At 73.0% G+C, this 1,509-nt stretch carries 2 protein-coding genes and 1 pseudogene; all 3 read left to right on the top strand.

Annotated features, from left to right (window positions below):
• Positions 1–265: pseudogene (locus Y694_RS26345) on the top strand (hypothetical protein); the annotation flags it as partial.
• Positions 241–1,131 carry an amine dehydrogenase large subunit gene (locus Y694_RS21760; protein WP_310732295.1) on the top strand — a complete coding sequence of 297 codons (891 nt, stop codon included), beginning with the start codon at positions 241–243 and terminating at the stop codon, positions 1,129–1,131. The pseudogene Y694_RS26345 and the gene Y694_RS21760, both read left to right, overlap by 25 nt.
• Positions 1,132–1,148: 17 nt before the next feature.
• Positions 1,149–1,509: MauE/DoxX family redox-associated membrane protein (locus tag Y694_RS21755; protein WP_036236678.1), on the top strand; the 361-nt coding region annotated here is incomplete at its 3' end.

Raw genomic sequence — 1,509 nt, 5'->3', positions numbered from 1 at the left:
CCAGGCGGCCGCGGCGCCGGTGTCCCCGGCCCGCCCGCAGCCGGCCGAGCTGCCGGTCGAGACGCTGTCGACCGGGCCGATCGCCGCATCGGCGACGGAGCGCGTGTACGTGGCCGATGTCGCCGTGAGCCACATCTCCGACGGCCGCATCCGGGTGTTCGACGCGCGGCACGGCCGCTTCCTGGGCATGGTGTCGACCGGCTACGTCGCAACTTCACGCTCAGCGCGAACGCCGACGAGCTGTACGTTGCCACCACCTACCTGAGCCGCGGCTCGCGCGGGGAGCGCGTGGACGTGCTGGAGGTGCACGACACCGAGAGCCTGGCGTTCAAGTACGAGATCGCGCTGCCGGCCAAGCGGGCGCAGGCGCTGAACTACCGGGGCCTGGTGCGGGCCAGCGGCAACGGCCGTTTCGTGCTGGTGCAGAACGCCACCCCGGCGACGTCGATCACCGTGGTCGACCTGCAGCAGCGCAAGGTGGTGTCCGAGGTGCCGACACCGGGCTGCTGGGGCATCCTGCCGGCGGCCAGCCATGGCAGCCGCTTCTCGATGCTGTGCGGCGACGGCAAGCTGGCCACCGTCACGCTCGACGACAGCGGTCAGGTCAGCGACCGCCAGATCGGCGAGGCCGTCTTCGATGCCGACGCCGACCCCTGGTTTCACCACGCCGAGCAGCTGGGCGACCGCTACTGGTTCGTGTCCTTCAAGGGCGTGCTGACCGAGGTGGACCTTGGTGGCGCGGTGGCCGTGGTCAAGTCCGCGAGGCCGCTGGTCGGTGCCGCCGGGCAGCGCGCCGGCTGGCGGCCCGGCGGCTACCAGCCGTTCGCCATCGACCCGTCCGGCCGCTGGCTGGTGGTGGCGATGCACGACAAGGGCAGCGAGGGCTCTCACAAGCGCCCGGCGCGAAGGCTGTGGATGTTCGACATGGCGGCCGGCACGCGCGTGGCCAGCGCACCGGGACAAGGCAGCGTGTCGCTGACCTTCTCGCGCAGCGGCCAGCGGCTGCAGGCGCTGGACGGCGAGAAGGGCGCCCTGCACGTCTGGCGCTGGGGCGAGCGCGGCAAGCTGACACCGATCAGCAGCGTGGCCCGGGCCGGCGAGGCGGCGATCCACCTCGAATCGCACGACTGAGCCCGGGCCGCTGCATCATGCCGTTTCCGCTGCCGTCCTTCGATCCGCTGCCGGTGTGGATCGCCGCCGCGGCGCTGGCCGCGCTGTTCGCGCATGCGGCCCTGGCCAAGTGGGCCGACCTCGCGCTGTTCGAGCAGCAGCTCTCGGTCTATGGGGTGCCGGCCAGCACGGTGCCCGCGCTGGCCCGGCTGCTGCCGCCGCTCGAGCTGTCGACGGCGCTGCTGCTGGTGGCCGGTCCGTGGCGACCGCTCGGCGCGGGGCTCGCGGCCGCGCTGCTGCTGCTCTATGCCGGCGCGATGGGTTACCACCGCTGGCGCGGACAGGTGCTCGATTGCGGTTGCGGCGGCGAGCCGCTGCCGGTGTCGTGGGCGCTGGTGC

It is taken from the genome of Methylibium sp. T29-B, from assembly GCF_000576225.1.
Classification (GTDB): Bacteria; Pseudomonadota; Gammaproteobacteria; order Burkholderiales; family Burkholderiaceae_C; genus Methylibium; species Methylibium petroleiphilum.
This window is presented reverse-complemented; position numbering and strand designations above follow the sequence as displayed.